Here is a 14,648-nt window from a genome sequence, read left to right as displayed (position 1 = left end):
TTCCCGCCTCGCAGGGTCGTCCCGGGGCCGCGAAGCGGAGCCCGGAATGACCAGGAGGGCGTGACGCCTATCGAGCGCGCTGGTTCCGGATCCTCAGCGTCCCTACCCCGGCAACCGCAGCCGCGCCCGCAATCCCCCCATCCCCGACCGGTCGAGCGCCAGCCCGCCGCCGTAGAGCTCCGCCAGTTCCGTCGTGATGGCGAGGCCGAAGCCGTGGCCGGGCACCGTCTCGTCGAGGCGCCGGCCGCGCTGGGCCACCGCCGCCAGCGCCTCCGGGCCGAGGCCCGGGCCGTCATCCTCGATCGCCACCACCACGTCGCTGCCCGCACCCTCGGCCGACACCCGCACCGACCCCGCGCACCACGTGCAGGCATTGTCGATCAGGTTGCCCAGCATCTCGTCGAGGTCCTGCCGGTCGCAGGCCGCCGCGAGGCCGGGGGGAACGGCGCAGGTCACCCGCACGCCCTTCTCCGCGTAGAGCCGCTCGAGCGCGCCCGCGAGGTCGGCCACCGGCCCGGCGAGATCCGTGCGGATCCGCGTCGCCCCGGCGAGCGCCGCGCTGCGGGCCCGGCGCAGGTGGTGGCGCACCCCCCGGTCGAGGCTGCCGACGAGGTGGGAGAGGCGCCCGTCCGGGTCGCGGCCCGGCTCCGACAGGGCGAGATTCAAGGTGGCGAGCGGCGTCTTCAGCCCGTGGGCGAGGTTCGCCACGTGGGTGCGGGCCTGGGCGAGCTGCGCCGCGTTCTGGTCGAGGAGGGCGTTGATCTCGGCGGCGAGCGGCCGGACTTCCGTCGGCTGGGGCTCGGGCACCCGCTCGCGCCGGCCCGCCCGCACGGCTTCGAGGTCCCGGCGCAGCCTGTCCAGGGGCTGCAGGCCGAGGCGCACCTGCAGGAGGCCCGCGGCGGCGAGAACGATCCCCAGCACGACGAGGCTGGCGGCGAGGGCCAGGCCCGCTTCCCGCAAGGGACCGTTGAGGGCCGCCCGTGGCGCGCTCGCCGTCACCACGGTGCCGTCCGGCAGAGCCAGGACCCGCAGGATCAGCGCCTCGCCCCGCGGGCCGGTGCCGTCCGCCGGACGGGGGCGGTCCCCGTCCTCGGCCGGCCGCGACGGCACGGCGAGGTCGCGCGTCCCGAGCGAGGCGGAGCGCAGGACCGCGCCGCCCCGCCGGACCTGCCAGGTCCAGCCCGAGCCCGGCCGGTCGAAGGGCGGCGCGTCGAGGTCGCGGGAGAGGTGCAGGGGCTCGCCCGGCTCCAGCCCGGAGACCAGGGAGACGATCTGCGCGTCGAGCCGGGAATCGATCTGCCCGCGCACGAAGCGGGCGAGGATCAGCCCGATGGCGAGGCCCGCCACCACCAGGGCGGCGACGATCATCGCCAGCGCCCCGAGGAGCAGGCGCCGGCGCAGGGAGCCGATCTGTCCGGTGCCGATCACGCCGCCTCCCCGGCGGTGAGCCGGTAGCCGTGGCCGCGCACGGTCTCGATGCGGGCCGGGGCGATCTTGCGGCGTAAGCGCGTGATGATGACCTCGACCGAGTTCGAATCGACCTCGGCGTCGCCCTCGTAGACCCGCTCCAGCAACTCGCCGCGGGGCACCACGCCGTCGCGGCGCAGGATCAGGCAGGACAGGACCCGCCATTCGAGCCCGGTGAGCTTGAGCGGCAGCCCGTCGCGCGTGAAGGCGCCGAGGCCGGGATCGAAGCTCACCGGCCCGCAGGCGACCGTGGTCGCCCCGTGGGCGGCGGCGCGGCGCACGAGCGCCCGCAGCCGGATCACCAGCTCCTCGACCCGGAAGGGCTTGACCAGGTAGTCGTCCGCCCCGGCCTTGAAGCCCGCCACCTTGTCGCTCCAGGCGTCCCGCGCGGTGAGGATCAGCACCGGCAGGGTGCGGCCGGCGGCGCGCCAGCCCTGCAGCACCGAAAGGCCGTCGCGCTTCGGCAGGCCGAGATCGAGCACCGCCGCGTCGTAGGTCTCGGTCTCGCCGAGATGCGCGCCGTCCTCGCCGTTACCGGCATGATCGACGGCGCAGTTCTCGGCGCGCAGGACCCGCAGGATCTCGGCCGCCAGGGCCGCGTCGTCCTCGACGAGCAGGAGCTTCATGGGTGGTCGGACCCAGGTGTCGGATACGGATTTCGCCGTAGCCCCGGCGATTTAACCGAACCTGAACGGCCGGGTTCAGGCCCGGTTCCCGGGGCCTGACGTAGAAGAGCGCCAACCCGCCAAGGGCTCGACACACAGAGGAACACGAGAGATGACCGACCACAGCACCATCGAGGGCAAGGCCACCGAAGTGAACGCGACCGAGATCGAGACCGGCACGGCCGGGATCGCGGCCGCCGCCGCCCCCCGCGCCCGGCCCCGCCGCGGCCTCCTCGTCGGCGCCGTCGCGGTGCCGCTGGCGCTCGGCGCCGTCGGGCTCTCCCTCGCCCAGCCGGCCCAGACCGCCCTGACCCCCGTCGCTCCGGTCGCGGTGAGCGCGCTCAGCCCCTCCGGCGCCACCGCCGCCAAGGGCGAGGTCGCCGAGATCTTCGGCAACAAGTTCATCCTCCAGGACGGCACCGGCCGGGCGCTGGTCGAGACCGGACGGGCCGGGGAGGGGCGCGCCCTCGTCGCCAAGGGCGAGAGCGTGACGGTGCAGGGCCGGTTCGAGAACGGCTTCCTGCATGCGAGCGCCCTCACCCGCGCCGACGGCAGGACCGAAGCCCTCCGCCCGGTCGGCCCGCCCCCGGGCGGCCTCGACTGGGCCAAGGACAAGGTCGGGCTCGGGCCGAGCGTCGACGTCCCGGCCCTCACCAAGGCGGTCACGGATGCCGGCTACACGGACGTGCGCGTCGCCGGCCGCGGGCCGAGGCATCTGGAGGTCGCGGCCAAGGGGCAGGACGGCAAGGAGCGGATGCTCCATGTCGGCTTCGACGGGCAGATCCGGGAGAAGCGGGTGTTCTGACGGTCGGGCGGTCCGGACGCGAAGCGTCTCACACCCACCGAGCCATCCCGGGGCCGCGTCAGCGGAGCCCGGGATCCAGGGCCGCGGAGGGTGCAGAACGAAGCGGCACGCGATCCGTCTTCTTCGGAGGTGCCTGCGTGTCCGGATTCCGGGCTCCGCTACGCGGCCCCGGAACGACAGACGAGTATGATCGATCGGAGCCGTACTGGCGACATCGTCTCACAACGTCGCCAGCACGCCCCCATCCACGTACAGGATCTGCCCGTTGACGAAGTCCGAGGCCGCCGATGCCAGGAAGATCGCCGCGCCCTGCAGTTCCTCCACCCGGCCCCAGCGCCCGGCGGGGGTGCGGTTCTTGAGCCAGGCGTCGAATTCGGGGTTCTCGATCAGCGCTTGATTCAGGGGCGTGGCGAAGTAGCCCGGGCCAATGCCGTTCACCTGGAGGCCGTGGCGGGCCCAGTCGGTGCACATGCCCTTGGTCAGGTTCTTCACCGCGCCCTTCGAGGCGGTGTAGGGGGCGATCGAGTAGCGCGCCGCCTCGCTCTGGAGGCTAGCGATGTTGATGATCTTGCCGCGCTTGCGCGCGATCATGTGCCGCGCCACCGCTTGGCCGACGTAGAACACGCTGTCGAGGTTGATCCGCATCAGCTCGTGCCAGGTCTCGACGGGATAATCCTCGAGCGGCGCGCGGCGCTGGATGCCGGCATTGTTGACGAGGATGTCGATGGCGCCGATCTCGGCCTCGATCCGGTCGACGCCCGCCTTCACGGCGCCCGCATCCGACACGTCGAAGGCGGCGGCCTCGACGGTCAGGCCCTCTTTCCGCAATTCCGCCACTGCCCCGTCGAGCTTGACCGGATCGCGGCCGTTGAGCACGATCGCCGCCCCGGCACGGCCGAGGCCGAGCGCCAGCGACAGGCCGATGCCCTGGCTGGAGCCGGTCACCAGGGCGCGACGGCCCGACAGATCGAACAAGGCGGTCGACACAGGCGCTTCCCTTCCCTCGGCGCTTCGGGGGCCGTGAGGGCCGCTCCCGCGGTTGCGCTCGTGCCGCGAAGGAAGCATGGTACCGGTACCAAAGCAAGCGGCTTCCCGGCGCCGGACACGCGCGCAGCCAGGGGCCGGACCGGGAGGGAGACGACGCCCATGACGCTCGCCGCGCGCATCCACGCCGCCAAGGACCTGCGGATCGAGGCGATCGACTTGCGCGAGCCGGAGGCGGGCGAGGTCGTGGTGGCGCTCGGCGCCGGCGGCATCTGCGGCTCGGACCTGTCCTATTACGGCAAGGGCCGGGTCGGCGACTTCTCGCTGCGCGAGCCGATGGTGCTCGGCCACGAGGTCGCCGGCACGGTGACCCGGGTCGGGCGCGGCGTCACGAGCGTCAAGCCCGGCGACCGGGTCGCGGTCGATCCGAGCCGTCCCTGCCTCTCCTGCGACTATTGCCGCGCCGGCCGCTCGAACCTGTGCCGCAACATGCGCTTCTTCGGCTCGGCGGCGATCTTCCCGCACGTCCAGGGCGGCTTCAGCGAGCAGTTCCTGGCCCGTGCCGACCAGTGCGTCCCGATCCCCGACGCGATGCCGATGCGGGTCGCGGCCTGCGGCGAGCCCCTGGCGGTGGCGCTCCACGGCGTACGGCGGGCCGGCGAATTGTTGGGCCGCCACGTCCTCATCGCCGGGGCCGGGCCGATCGGGCTCCTGTGCCTGATGGCGGCGAAGCTCGCCGGCGCGCGCCGGATCGTCTGCACCGATTTGTCCGACGCGCCCCTCGCCATCGCCCGCGAGATCGGTGCGACTGAGACCATCAACGTCGCCTCGGAGCCGGAGCGGCTGGGCTCTTACGAGGCCGACAAGGGCACCTTCGACGTCGCGTTGGAGGCCACCGGCGCGCCCGCGGCTCTGGCCTCCCTGTTCCGGGTGGTGCGCCCGGGCGGCCGGGTGGTGCAGCTCGGCATGATGCCGCCCGGCGACGTGCCGGTGCCGGCCAACCTCCTGATGGCCCGCGAGATCGACTTCGTCGGCGCCTTCCGCTTCCACGAGGAGTACCGCACCGCCGTCGCGCTGCTGGCCGCCGGCCGCATCGACGTCGCGCCGATCCTGTCCGCCGAGCTGCCGATGTCCCGGGCCGACGAGGCCTTCGCGCTTGCCGGCGACCGCGCCCGGGCGATCAAGGTCCATCTCGCCTTCTAGCGCCCGTCGGCCCTCGCGATGGCCGAGACCCGGCCTCCCGCCCGCCGGGCGCCGACGATGCGCGACGTGTCGCGCCTCGCCGGCGTCTCGCCGATGACCGTCTCGCGCACGCTCGCCGATCCCGGCCTCGTCTCGGAGGAGACGCGGCGGCGTGTGCTGGCGGCGGTCGATGAACTCGGCTACGTGCCGGACCGCGGGGCGGGAGGCCTGTCGTCGCGGCGCACCGGCTTCGTCGCCCTGATCGTGCCCAGTCTGATCAACCCGAACTTCGCCGACACGGCCGCCGGCCTCACCGCGGCGATGCGCCCGCGCGGCTACCAGCCGCTGATCGGCTTCACCGGCTATTCGGTCGCCGAGGAGGAGGTGGTGCTGCGCGCGATGCTGTCGCGCCGCCCGGACGCGATCGTGGTCTCGGGCATGCACCGCTCGCCCGCCGCCCGCGACCTGCTGGCCCGCGCTCGCGTGCCGGTGGTGGAGATCTGGGACCGGCCCGAGGCGCCGATCGACCGGGCGGTGGGCTTCTCGAACTACGAGGTCGGCCGGCTCGCCGCGAAAACCCTGGCGGAGCGGGGCGCCACCCGCATCGCCGGCCTCGGGCCCGAGCGCACCGGCGAGGCCCGGGATTTTCGCGGGGAGGAGCGCCTGCGGGGTTTTCGGGACGGCCTGATCGCGGCGGGGCTCGCCGACGATCTGGTCCTGCATCATGGGAAAGTGGCTGGCGCCTTCGCGCACGGGGCCGAGGCGATGACGGAACTCCTGGCCCGCGGCGGCGCCGAGGCAGCGTTCCTCGTCTCCGACATCTCGGCCTTCGGGGCGCTGATGGAGTGCCGGCGCCGCGGCATCCGGGTGCCGGAGGACGTCCGGCTCCTCGGGTTCGGCGATTTCGAGGTCGGACGCCAATGCGTGCCGCGGATCTCGACCATCGCGGTCGATGCCGCCGAGATCGGCCGGCGCACCGGCGACCTGCTCCTCAGGCTCCTCGACGGCGAGGCCGGCGAGCCGGCGGTGATCGACCTGGGGATCCGGCTGCTCCTGCGGGAGACGACCGGCTGACGGTTCAGCTCAGGCGCGGCACCGGAACCGGGCGCTGCCGCAGCACCGGGGCGACCGCGTCCCGCTCGTCCTCGCGCGCGGCATTCCGCACGGCGGCGTTCATCTCGACCGGGGGGAAGAGATCCTGCAGCCCGCGCGAGACGCCGGTGAGGACGGGGGCGAAGGGCCCGACGAGCGGGGAATGGGCCATCTCGGCCTTGATGAAGCGGGAACTGGACATGGGATCGGTGCGAGCCTCGGGTCCGGGCACAACGCACCGCACCATGGTTTGGTTCACGGCCTGCGTGCGGGCGACGGTTCCTTTCCCGCGCGATGATGAGAGCGCGCAACATAGGCTGTCGTGGCGCGATGCTCCCGTCCCGTATGGGGGTGAGCAGGTCCTCGCGCGGGAGCGATCCGTCACGATGCCCATCCGCACGCCGCTTCTCCGGCCTCCTGTCCGGCCTTTCGGCGACGCCGCGGCCTGGCGCGCCGCCCTCCTGCTCGGCCTCCTCAGCAGCACCTTCTCGACCCTGGTGAGCCAGGCCACGGCCGCCCGCATCGGCCGCGACGCGCTGGTCGATTGGATGGTGGTGGCGGCGATCCCGCTGCGCGACGCCGCGCTCTCGCCCGAGCCGACCTGGCCCGCCATCGCCGCCGGCATCCTGTTCCACCAATGGGCGGACTTCTCCTGGGCCCTGGTGTTCTTCGGGCTCCTCGGCCGCTGGACGGCCGGCCTGCCGCCCGCCGCGCTGCTGGCTCTCTGCGGGCCCTGGGCGCTCCTGACCTCGTCCCTCGAATGGTTCGTGCTGGTGCCGCTGCTGCCGTTCCGCCAGCCGATCTTCACCCTGGAGCAGCCGTACTGGATCGGCTTCCTGGTCCACCTGACCTCGGCCTCGATCTACCCGCTGTTTCCCTGGCTGCGCGACCGGGTGGAGGGCCGGGTGCCCTCGGTCCATCGGAGATTCGCCGCCCGGTGGGCCGGCCTCGCGGCGGCGGGCCTGTCGGGGCTCGGGATCCTGGCGCTCCTCGGCTGGCTCGGATGGGAGGTGCCGCATCTCGGCGACGAGGCGTTCGACCGGGACTATCTCAGGCGGATGAGCGAGCACCACGCGCAAGGCGCGCAGATCGCGGGCCTGGCGGCGGAGCGGGCCGAGGACCCGCACCTGCGGGCACTCGCCGCCCTGATGGTCGCGGCGCAGCACGGCGACATCAGCGTGATGATGCAGTGGTGGGACGCCTGGTTCCCGACGCTCTCGCCGCTCTGCACGCCCCGGGAGCGCGAGGCGATGCCCGGCATGGCGCGCGCCGACGAGGTCGAGGCCCTGCGGCGCAGCGAGGGGCGGGACTTCGACCGGCGCTTCGTCGCCCTGATGAGTCGCCACCACGCCGGCGCGGTGCGGATGGCCGACGAGGCCCTGGCGCAGGCCGGCGACCCGCGGGTGCGGCTCCTCTCCCACGCGATCCGCCACCAGCAGCGCGGCGAGATCGACCTGATGCACGGGGCTGAGGGCGTCGCGGCGGTGGCGGCGGCGAGCCGCAACCTCGTCCTGCCCTACGGCCGGGTCGCGGCCGACCGGGCGCTCGCGCCGGCGGGGCCTTGATCGCGCAGCGGCGGCGCGGGCGAGCGCTTCACCCCCTCGCGATTACCTTCTGCAGGCAGACCGCGTTCGTGTCGCGGTAGCCCAAGTGGTCGTAGAACCCGAGCACCGCCTCGTTCTCCCGGCGCACCAGGAGCTGCACCTTCCATACGCCTCGGCCTGCGAGCCAGGCCTCGCCCGCCTCGACCATGAGGCGCCCGAGCCCGCCGCCCTGATGCGCCGGGTCCACCGCCACGTAGTAGAGCCAGCCGCGATGCCCGTCCTCGCCCGCCATGGCGGTTCCGACGATGCGGCCCTCGCTCTCCGCCACCAGCACGGTGCCGTGCGGCCCCCGCCGGGCGAAGGCGATGTCGGTGGCCGGGTCGTTCCAGGGCCGCGCCACCCCGGCCTCGTGCCACAGGGCGATCACCGCCGGCACGTCGGCATCCTCGATGTCGCGGATCGTCGGCGTCATGCGGGCCTCCCGTCTCTCGGGCGCCGCCGGCTTGTCACGACCGTCCGGCGGGGCGAAGGATGCCGCTACACCATCGAAGGAGCCACCGGAATGCCCCGACTGATCGACCTCTCGATCGCGATCGAGAACGACGTTCCGGCGGATCCGCCGTTCCAGCGCCCGACCGTCACCTACATGGACCACGCCACGTCCGCCCCGATGGTCGCCGGGCTCTTTCCGGGCCTGACGCCGGCGGACCTGCCGGACGGACAGGGCTGGGCGGTCGAGAGCGTCCAGCTCTCCACCCATAACGGCACCCATCTCGACGCGCCGTGGCACTACCACCCGACCATGGATGGCGGCGCCCGGGCGATCACCATCGACGAGGTCCCCCTCGACTGGTGCTACCGCCCCGGCGTGAAGCTCGATTTCCGCCACCTGCCCGACGGCCACGTGGTGATGCCGGACGAGATCGACCGCGAGCTCGCCCGGATCGGCCACCGGCTCCAGCCCCTCGACATCGTGCTCGTCAACACCCGCGCCGGCTCGCGCTACGGGCAGCCCGACTACGTCGATACCGGCTGCGGCATGGGCCGGGCCGCGACCCTGCACCTGACGGGGCAGGGCGTGCGGGTCGTCGGCACCGATGCCTGGAGCTGGGACGCGCCGTTCTCCCACACCGCCCGGCGCTACGCCGAGACCGGCGACGCCGGCCTGATCTGGGAGGGCCACAAGGCCGGCGCCGAGGCCGGCTACTGCCAGATCGAGAAGCTCGCCAACCTCGAGGCCCTGCCGGCGACGGGCTTCACGGTCGCGTGCTTCCCGGTGAAGATCAAGGCCGCCTCGGCGGGCTGGACCCGGGCGGTGGCGATCCTGCCGGATTAGGGCGCGCCACCATCGCGGGGCATTACCCGGCGGCGAGGCGCTTGCGCTGCACCTTGCCGTTCGGCGTGCGCGGCAGCGCCTCCACGAACACGACCTCCCGCGGGCACTTGTAGGCGGCGAGACGCTCGGCGCACCAGGCGATGAGCGCGTCCCGCTGCGGCTCCGCCCCAGCCTTCGGCACCACGAAGGCGGCGATCACCCGCACGTCGTCGCGCACCGACAGTTCGGTCACCGCCACCTCCTGCACGTCCGGATGGGCGATCAGCGCGCTCTCGACCTCGTTCGGCGACACCCGGTAGCCGAAGGCGTTCATGATGTCGTCGTTGCGGCCCTGGAACCAGACGTAGCCGTCGGCATCGAGCGAGGCGAGGTCGCCGCCGACGAACCAGTCGCCCCGCATCACCGCCGCCTCCTCCGCCGGGCGGTTCCAGTAGCCGAGCATCAGGGCGGGATCCGAGCGGTGGATGGCGAGCAGCCCGACCTCGCCCGTCGGCAGCGGCTCCGGCGCGCCCTCGGGCGGGAGGATCGCCACCCGACGCCCCGGCTGCGGCTTGCCCGGGGAGCCGGGCTTGATGGCGACGCGCGGGCTCGTCGAGATGTAGGTCGAGATCTCGCTCATCCCGAGCGCCTCGTAGAGCGGCGTGCCGGTGGCGGCCCGCCACTCGGCGAGCAGCTGGGGCGAGAGCGCCTCGCCCGCCGTGATGCCGTGGCGCAGCGACGAGAGGTCATGGGCGGCGAGATCGGCGTATTTGAGGATTTGCCGGTAGAGGCTCGGCACCGCGGCAAACAGGGTGGCGCGGTGGCGCGCGATCAGGGCCGGCCACAGGGCCGGGTCGCGCCTCCCGTTGTAGAGCACCGTGGTGGCGCCCCGCGCCCAGGGATCCTGGATGCCGACGCCCAGCGTGTAGGTCCAGTTCATCGTGCCGGCATGCAGCACCACGTCGTCCTCGCGCAGGCCGAGCCAGTCATCGTGCATCGGCCGCCGGCCCCAGATCGTCCGGTGGGCGTGCAGCACGCCCTTCGGCCGGCTCGTGGTGCCGGAGGTGTAGACCAGGGTCGCCGGATCGTCGGCGGCGGTGTCGGCGTAATCCGCCAGCGGCTTCCCGCTCCGCAGGCGGGCGATGTCGTCGCGGCGCAGCACGGTCCGGCCGCGGCAGGCTTCCGGGTCGAGGGGGCAATCGTCGGCGGCCGCGATCACCGCGGCGTCGGAATCCTGCATCAGGAACGCCGCCTCGGTCGCCGTGAGCTGCGGCGAGGAGGGCTGCGCCACGAGCCCGGCGGCGAGCGCCGCGAAGTAGGTGATCACGTAATCCGCGTCGTTGCCCATGCGGATCATCACCCGGGCGCCCGCCGGGAGCCCGAGTTCGCGAAGACCCGCCGCGACGCTCCTGACCGCCCGGTCGACCTCGCCGAAGGTCATGGTCTCGGTGCGGCCCTCGTCGCCGACCATGACCAGAGCCGGCTTGTCGCCGCGCTCCCGGGCATTGGCCTCCAGGCAGTAGCGGGCGCCGTTGAAGCGGGGCGGCGGCTGGCGGTCGTCGAGCAAGCGCTGAGCTCCGGGTGAGGGGAGGGAGCCCGTGCTAGCGCGGGGGCGGGAGTGTGGCCAGGGGGTGATCTGTGCCCCGGGGTTCTGACAAATTTCTCAATGGCAAAGCGCGTCCAACGATGAGAGAGTGAGCCCAAGGATTTTTGCAGTGAGACGTATGTGATGGACTTGGACGGCATCGATCAACCTGAAATGACCGCAAATACGGTAACGTCAGATGAAAATAGCGCTTTTGGCGGCTGGCTAAAAAGTGAGATGCTTAAGAAGGGAGTAACAATTGGAAATCTTTCTGAAAAAACAGGAATTACATACACCGGTATAAGAAATATCGTTGTTGGAAATACAGTTTCCCCTCGGCCCGAGACGCGTAAGAATCTCGCAGATGCACTACAGGAGACGGTGCCAGCGGCTGTCGAGGCGACGATCGAAAGCGAGGCTGCATCCCTGCCGGGTATGACATGGGTCGATTTCACTCCCAGCGATCTTGAGACCGTCCCGCAATCTGGGGGCGTGTACGTATTCTATGATATTACGGATCGACCTGTTTATGTCGGAAAATCTAACAATAACGTTAGATCTAGAGTAAAGGATCATCAAACGCGTTTCTGGTTTAAGGAGCCACTGGTAGTAAGAGGCGCATTTCTGGCGATTTCAGATCCAGACTTATGTGTGAAAGTGGAGACAATTCTGATAAAATTCCTTGGAAAACATGCCCTACTGAATGTGAAGGGCGTGACGAGAGACTTGGAAGACTGAGCCCTCCCGGGCGGGAGGGCTCTTTGACGCCGCTCAATGCTGATTCATATTACGCCCGCCGCTGCCCGGTCTCCTTGGCCGTGAACCCCTCCAGGATCTTGTCCAGGGTCAGCGGATAGTCCCGGATCCGGATGCCCGTCGCGTGGTAGACCGCGTTCGCCACCGCGGCGCCCGCCCCGCAGATGCCGAGCTCGCCTAAGCCCTTGCTCTTCAGCGGGTTCGCCTTGTCGTCGAGCTCGGGCAGGAACACCGCGTCGATCTCCGGCAGGTCGGCGTGGACCGGCACGTGGTACTCGGCGAGGTCGTGGTTGACGAAGGTGCCGTAGCGGGAATCGACCTCGACCGCCTCCATGAGCGCGGCGCCGACGCCGAACACCATGCCGCCGATTGCCTGCGAGCGCGCGGTCTTCGGGTTGAGGATGCGCCCGCCGGTGAACACGCCGAGCATCCGCCGCAGGCGGATCTCGCCGGTATCGGCATCGACGCCGACCTCGGCGAAATGCGCGCCGTAGGAATACTGCGAGAATTTCTTCTCGTTCTCGCCCGGCTTGATCTCGCCTTCCGCCTCCAATCCGGCGCCGATCAGGTCGCGCAGGGCCGCCGAGCGGTTGCCCGAGACGATCCGGCCCCCGGTGAAGACCGCATTCTTCGGCTCCAGGTCGGTCTTCGCCAGGAGCTGCCCGCGCAAGCTCTCGCAGGCCATGTAGAGGGCCGAGCCGGACGAGGCCGCACCGAACGAGCCGCCGGAGCCCGACGACATCGGATCGGCGGTGTCGCCGAGGATCATCCGCACCTGCGAGACCTTCACGCCCAGCATCTCGGCGGCGATCTGGCTCAGGATCGTGTAGGTGCCGGTGCCGATATCGGTCATCGCCATCCGGGCGGTGAGCGTCCCGTCGGGGTCGAGGCGCACCCGCGCCTTGGCGGGCTGGAGCGGGTTGAGGCGCGCCGCCGCCGAGACGCCGGTGCCGACCAGCCACTGCCCGTCCCGGGTCGCGCCGGGTTTCGGGTTGCGCCGGTCCCAGCCGAACAGCCGCGCGCCCTCGCGCAGGCAGGGCACGAGCTGGCGGGTCGAGAACGGGACGTGCTTTTCCGGGTCCTGCGCCGGCTCGTTGCGGATGCGCAGTTCGATCGGGTCGAGGTTCAGCGCCTCGGCGAGCTCGTCCATCGCGCACTCGAAGGCCAGCATGCCGACCGCCTCGCCGGGCGCCCGCATCGAGGAGGCCATCGGCAGGTTGAGGTTGGCCAGCCGGTGCGCCGTCAGGCGGTTGGGCGCCGCGTAGAGCGAGCGGGTGACGTTGGCCGAGGTCTCGAAGAAGCTGTCGCCCGGGGAGGTGTCGGACCAGGATTCGTGCGCGATGGCGGTCAGCTTGCCGTCCCGGCCGGCGCCGAGGCGGACGCGCTGCACCGTGTCCGAGCGCCGGGTCGTGACGTGGAAGACCTGCTGGCGGGTGAGCGCGATCTTCACCGGCCGGCCGTTCAGGTTCTTCGAGGCGAGCGCCGCCAGGATCGCGTCGGCCTGGGGCTGGAGCTTGCCGCCGAAGCCGCCGCCGATGAAGCGGCTGATCAACCGCACATTGTCCTTCGGCAGCTTGAACACCGAGGCGAGCGCGTCCTGGCCGCGATTCGGCATCTGGTTGGCGGTGATGAGCGTGACCCGATCGCCCTCCCAGGCCGCGAGCGTGGCGTGCGGCTCCATCATCGCGTGGCTCTGCACCGGCGTGGTGTAGCGCGCGTCGATTCTGACCGGGGCCGCCGCGAAGCCGGCCTCGAAATCGCCGAGGGACGAATCCGGCGGCGTCCTCGCCTTCTCGGGCTTCCTCGCCTCGGCCAGCGCGTCGGCGAGCACGTAGGCGCCCTTCTGCTCGTCGTACGCGACGCGCACGACGGCGGCCGCGGCGCGGGCCTCCTCGAAGCTCTCGGCCACCACCAGCGCGACCGGCTGGCCCCAGTGCCTGATCTCGGTGTCGGTCAGGAGCGGGCCGACCTGCTCCTTCTTCTCGCCCTGGGCCGGCACGTTGCGGTGGGTCAGGACGTGCACGACGCCCGGCATCCGCTCGGCGGCCGCGGTGTCGATGTCGCGGATGCGGCCCTTGGCGATCGTCGCCGTGACGACGAAGCCGTAGCCGGGATTCGCCATCTCCCGGCTCTCGTAGGCGTAAGTGGCGCGGCCCGTGACCTTCAGGGGGCCGTCGACGCGGTCGATCGGCTGGCCCACCGGGCCGTTCGCTTGCGTGTCGAGGGGCGTGACGCCGATCGGCTGGCTCATGTCCATGGCTGTTCTCCGGATCCGGCGATCAGGCGCGCATCGCTTCCGCGACCGCGGCCGCGAGGGTGCGCTTGGCGAGCGGGATCTTGAAGTCGTTGGCGCCGTAGCCGCGGGCGCCCTTGAGCGCCGCCTCGCCGGCGGCCCCGACGCCCTCGCGCACCAGCGCCTCCTCCGCCTCGGCCACCCGCCAGGGCTTGTGGGCGAGGCCGCCGAAGGCGAGGCGGGCGGACCGCACCTTGTCGCCGTCGGCCTCGATGACGGCCGCCACCGAGACCAGGGCGAAGGCGTAGGACGCCCGGTCGCGCACCTTGCGGTAGACGTGGCGGCCCTTGACCGGGGCCGGCAGGGTGACGGCGGTGATGATCTCGCCGGGCTTCAGATTGGTCTCGACCTGCGGCGTGTCGCCGGGCAGCCGGTGCAGGTCGGCGATCGGGATCTTCCGCTCCGCCCCCTCCGGCGTCGCGGTCTCGACCGTGGCGTCGAGCGCCCGCATCGCCACCGCCATGTCGGAGGGGTGGGTCGCGATGCAGTGCTCGGACGTGCCGACCACCGCCAGGATGCGGTTGAAGCCCTGAATCGCCGAGCAGCCGGAGCCGGGCTGGCGTTTGTTGCACGGCATCGCGGTGTCGTAGAAGTACGGGCAGCGGGTGCGCTGCAGGAGGTTGCCGGCGGTGGTCGCCTTGTTGCGCAGCTGGCCCGAGGCGCCGGCGAGGAGCGCGCGCGAGAGCACGCCGTAGTCGCGCCGCACCCGCTCGTCCGCCGCGAGATCGGCGTTGCGCACCATCGCGCCGATGCGAATCCCACCGTCGGACGTCGCCTCGATCCGGTCGAGCGGCAGGCGGTTGACGTCGACGAGGTGGGTCGGCGTCTCGATCTGCAGCTTCATCAGGTCGAGGAGGTTGGTGCCGCCGGCGATGAAGCGGGCGTTCGGTTGCGCGAGAACCGCCTTGGCGGCGTCCGCCACGGTGGCGGGGCGCTCGTAGGTGAAAGCCTTCATGGGAC

At 71.8% G+C, this 14,648-nt stretch carries 14 protein-coding genes; 6 read left to right on the top strand and 8 right to left on the bottom strand.

Annotated elements, in window-relative coordinates; translation table 11 throughout:
• Nucleotides 1-102 precede the first annotated feature (102 nt).
• Nucleotides 103-1,428 (bottom strand): sensor histidine kinase, encoded by a 1,326-nt coding sequence (locus DK419_RS19435; RefSeq protein WP_245442554.1) that lies wholly within the window; start codon nucleotides 1,426-1,428, stop codon nucleotides 103-105.
• Nucleotides 1,425-2,093 carry a response regulator gene (locus DK419_RS19430; protein WP_109960541.1) on the bottom strand — a complete coding sequence of 223 codons (669 nt, stop codon included), beginning with the start codon at nucleotides 2,091-2,093 and terminating at the stop codon, nucleotides 1,425-1,427. The genes DK419_RS19435 and DK419_RS19430 overlap by 4 nt, the downstream gene beginning before the upstream one ends.
• Nucleotides 2,094-2,244: 151 nt before the next feature.
• Between DK419_RS19430 and DK419_RS19425 the strand changes: the two genes are divergently transcribed.
• Nucleotides 2,245-2,937: a DNA-binding protein gene (locus tag DK419_RS19425; protein WP_109960540.1), complete on the top strand. Its 693-nt coding sequence runs from the start codon at nucleotides 2,245-2,247 to the stop codon at nucleotides 2,935-2,937.
• A 219-nt stretch (nucleotides 2,938-3,156) separates the two neighbouring features.
• On the opposite strand, the gene DK419_RS19420 is transcribed toward DK419_RS19425, so the two are convergent.
• A complete protein-coding gene (locus DK419_RS19420) occupies nucleotides 3,157-3,924 on the bottom strand; it encodes an SDR family oxidoreductase (RefSeq protein ID WP_208642221.1) in 768 nt (255 codons plus the stop codon).
• 159 nt (nucleotides 3,925-4,083) lie between these two features.
• Here DK419_RS19420 and DK419_RS19415 point away from each other — a divergent pair, with 159 nt between their 5' ends.
• Entirely contained in the window at nucleotides 4,084-5,124 is a 1,041-nt protein-coding gene (locus tag DK419_RS19415; RefSeq protein ID WP_109960538.1) for an L-idonate 5-dehydrogenase, read from the top strand.
• Between the two features lie 57 nt (nucleotides 5,125-5,181).
• Complete coding sequence (locus tag DK419_RS19410; protein ID WP_109960537.1) at nucleotides 5,182-6,177, top strand: LacI family DNA-binding transcriptional regulator; 996 nt, start codon at nucleotides 5,182-5,184, stop codon at nucleotides 6,175-6,177.
• Between the two features lie 4 nt (nucleotides 6,178-6,181).
• On the opposite strand, the gene DK419_RS19405 is transcribed toward DK419_RS19410, so the two are convergent.
• Complete coding sequence (locus DK419_RS19405) at nucleotides 6,182-6,397, bottom strand: hypothetical protein (RefSeq protein ID WP_109960536.1); 216 nt, start codon at nucleotides 6,395-6,397, stop codon at nucleotides 6,182-6,184.
• A gap of 184 nt (nucleotides 6,398-6,581) precedes the next feature.
• On the opposite strand from DK419_RS19405, the gene DK419_RS19400 reads away from it, so the two are divergent.
• Nucleotides 6,582-7,760 (top strand): DUF305 domain-containing protein, encoded by a 1,179-nt coding sequence (locus DK419_RS19400; RefSeq protein WP_109960535.1) that lies wholly within the window; start codon nucleotides 6,582-6,584, stop codon nucleotides 7,758-7,760.
• 28 nt (nucleotides 7,761-7,788) lie between these two features.
• On the opposite strand, the gene DK419_RS19395 is transcribed toward DK419_RS19400, so the two are convergent.
• Nucleotides 7,789-8,211: a GNAT family acetyltransferase gene (locus DK419_RS19395; protein ID WP_109960534.1), complete on the bottom strand. Its 423-nt coding sequence runs from the start codon at nucleotides 8,209-8,211 to the stop codon at nucleotides 7,789-7,791.
• 90 nt (nucleotides 8,212-8,301) lie between these two features.
• Between DK419_RS19395 and DK419_RS19390 the strand changes: the two genes are divergently transcribed.
• The gene (locus tag DK419_RS19390) at nucleotides 8,302-9,075 is read left to right on the top strand and encodes a cyclase family protein (RefSeq protein WP_109960533.1); all 774 of its coding nucleotides are present in this window, start codon (nucleotides 8,302-8,304) and stop codon (nucleotides 9,073-9,075) included.
• Nucleotides 9,076-9,097: 22 nt separating this feature from the next.
• On the opposite strand, the gene DK419_RS19385 is transcribed toward DK419_RS19390, so the two are convergent.
• A complete protein-coding gene (locus DK419_RS19385; protein WP_109960532.1) occupies nucleotides 9,098-10,621 on the bottom strand; it encodes a class I adenylate-forming enzyme family protein in 1,524 nt (507 codons plus the stop codon).
• A gap of 162 nt (nucleotides 10,622-10,783) precedes the next feature.
• On the opposite strand from DK419_RS19385, the gene DK419_RS19380 reads away from it, so the two are divergent.
• Nucleotides 10,784-11,377: a hypothetical protein gene (locus DK419_RS19380; RefSeq protein WP_245442551.1), complete on the top strand. Its 594-nt coding sequence runs from the start codon at nucleotides 10,784-10,786 to the stop codon at nucleotides 11,375-11,377.
• Between the two features lie 49 nt (nucleotides 11,378-11,426).
• Here the strand turns inward: DK419_RS19380 and DK419_RS19375 are convergent, their stop codons facing one another.
• Together DK419_RS19375 and DK419_RS19370 are read right to left on the bottom strand one after the other, a co-directional pair.
• Nucleotides 11,427-13,652, bottom strand: coding sequence for a xanthine dehydrogenase family protein molybdopterin-binding subunit (locus DK419_RS19375; protein WP_109960531.1), 2,226 nt, complete (start codon nucleotides 13,650-13,652; stop codon nucleotides 11,427-11,429).
• 22 nt (nucleotides 13,653-13,674) lie between these two features.
• Nucleotides 13,675-14,643, bottom strand: a complete 969-nt coding sequence (locus tag DK419_RS19370) for an FAD binding domain-containing protein (RefSeq protein WP_109960530.1) — start codon at nucleotides 14,641-14,643, stop codon at nucleotides 13,675-13,677.
• Nucleotides 14,644-14,648: the final 5 nt, after the last annotated feature.

The sequence above is a fragment of the Methylobacterium terrae genome (assembly GCF_003173755.1).
Classification (GTDB): Bacteria; Pseudomonadota; Alphaproteobacteria; order Rhizobiales; family Beijerinckiaceae; genus Methylobacterium; species Methylobacterium terrae.
This window is presented reverse-complemented; position numbering and strand designations above follow the sequence as displayed.

Bases quoted from the DNA above. Each gene is read 5' to 3' on its own strand.
- DK419_RS19430 (WP_109960541.1), bottom strand. From the start codon at position 2,093: ATGAAGCTCCTGCTCGTCGAGGACGACGCGGCCCTGGCGGCCGAGATC.
- DK419_RS19425 (WP_109960540.1), top strand. From the start codon at position 2,245: ATGACCGACCACAGCACCATCGAGGGCAAGGCCACCGAAGTGAACGCG.
- DK419_RS19415 (WP_109960538.1), top strand. From the start codon at position 4,084: ATGACGCTCGCCGCGCGCATCCACGCCGCCAAGGACCTGCGGATCGAG.
- DK419_RS19410 (WP_109960537.1), top strand. From the start codon at position 5,182: ATGCGCGACGTGTCGCGCCTCGCCGGCGTCTCGCCGATGACCGTCTCG.
- DK419_RS19405 (WP_109960536.1), bottom strand. From the start codon at position 6,397: ATGTCCAGTTCCCGCTTCATCAAGGCCGAGATGGCCCATTCCCCGCTC.
- DK419_RS19400 (WP_109960535.1), top strand. From the start codon at position 6,582: ATGCCCATCCGCACGCCGCTTCTCCGGCCTCCTGTCCGGCCTTTCGGC.
- DK419_RS19395 (WP_109960534.1), bottom strand. From the start codon at position 8,211: ATGACGCCGACGATCCGCGACATCGAGGATGCCGACGTGCCGGCGGTG.
- DK419_RS19390 (WP_109960533.1), top strand. From the start codon at position 8,302: ATGCCCCGACTGATCGACCTCTCGATCGCGATCGAGAACGACGTTCCG.
- DK419_RS19380 (WP_245442551.1), top strand. From the start codon at position 10,784: ATGGACTTGGACGGCATCGATCAACCTGAAATGACCGCAAATACGGTA.
- DK419_RS19375 (WP_109960531.1), bottom strand. From the start codon at position 13,652: ATGGACATGAGCCAGCCGATCGGCGTCACGCCCCTCGACACGCAAGCG.
- DK419_RS19370 (WP_109960530.1), bottom strand. From the start codon at position 14,643: ATGAAGGCTTTCACCTACGAGCGCCCCGCCACCGTGGCGGACGCCGCC.